At 45.2% G+C, this 677-nt stretch carries 1 protein-coding gene; it reads left to right on the forward strand.

Annotated elements, in window-relative coordinates; all coding sequences use genetic code 11:
• Positions 1-677, forward strand: a 677-nt coding sequence (locus tag PG879_RS20465) for a DarT ssDNA thymidine ADP-ribosyltransferase family protein (RefSeq protein WP_270830619.1), incomplete at both ends; no start/stop codon positions are given.

Genomic DNA, 677 nt, shown 5'->3' on the forward strand with positions numbered 1-677 from the left:
TAGCGACTAATCAGATCGCACAAACTGGACTGAGTTCCCTTCCTCCGGTGATCTACTATTCGGAACAGCTATTTAGGGCAATCAACCTTCCATCAATAATGACTCATGGGATTTATCCTGTTGGCCGTGCACATGAGGTAGATGCAGCTCCAGTTATCAATGATAACTACCGATTTGATGGTCATAGTGATAGTACATCTCTATCTATTGGCTTTCCCAACTGTCAGATGCTGTACAAATATCGAATGTCAGACGTCACTGTTGATTGGTTTATTCTAGTTCTTCCCCCCTCAATTCTTTGGACGAAGAATTGTGCCTTCTGCTGTCACAACGCTGCTGATGGACGTATTAGTACTCAACCCCTTACCAACCTAATGACTCCTCGAGCATTTGCAGGTATGTATCAAGACATTGCAGGCATCCCCTCCCGTGAGGAACAAAGGCTTAAAATCTACGACCCATCGGACGTACAGGCTGAAGTACTGGTGTTTGATGTCATTGAGCCTCATGATATAGCATGTGTAGTTTTCGAGAGATCTGCGGCACGAGACGCTTATGCGCCATACCTCGGAGACCGAAAATTGTACCTTCACGCAAACAATATGTATGGAGATGGTATTCACCTGACAGTTGCCCACAAAAGGGAGTGGTCATACGGCTTCAAACCGGATAACAAA

This window comes from Aeromonas sp. QDB63 (genome assembly GCF_027707425.1).
Lineage (GTDB): Bacteria > Pseudomonadota > Gammaproteobacteria > Enterobacterales > Aeromonadaceae > Aeromonas > Aeromonas caviae.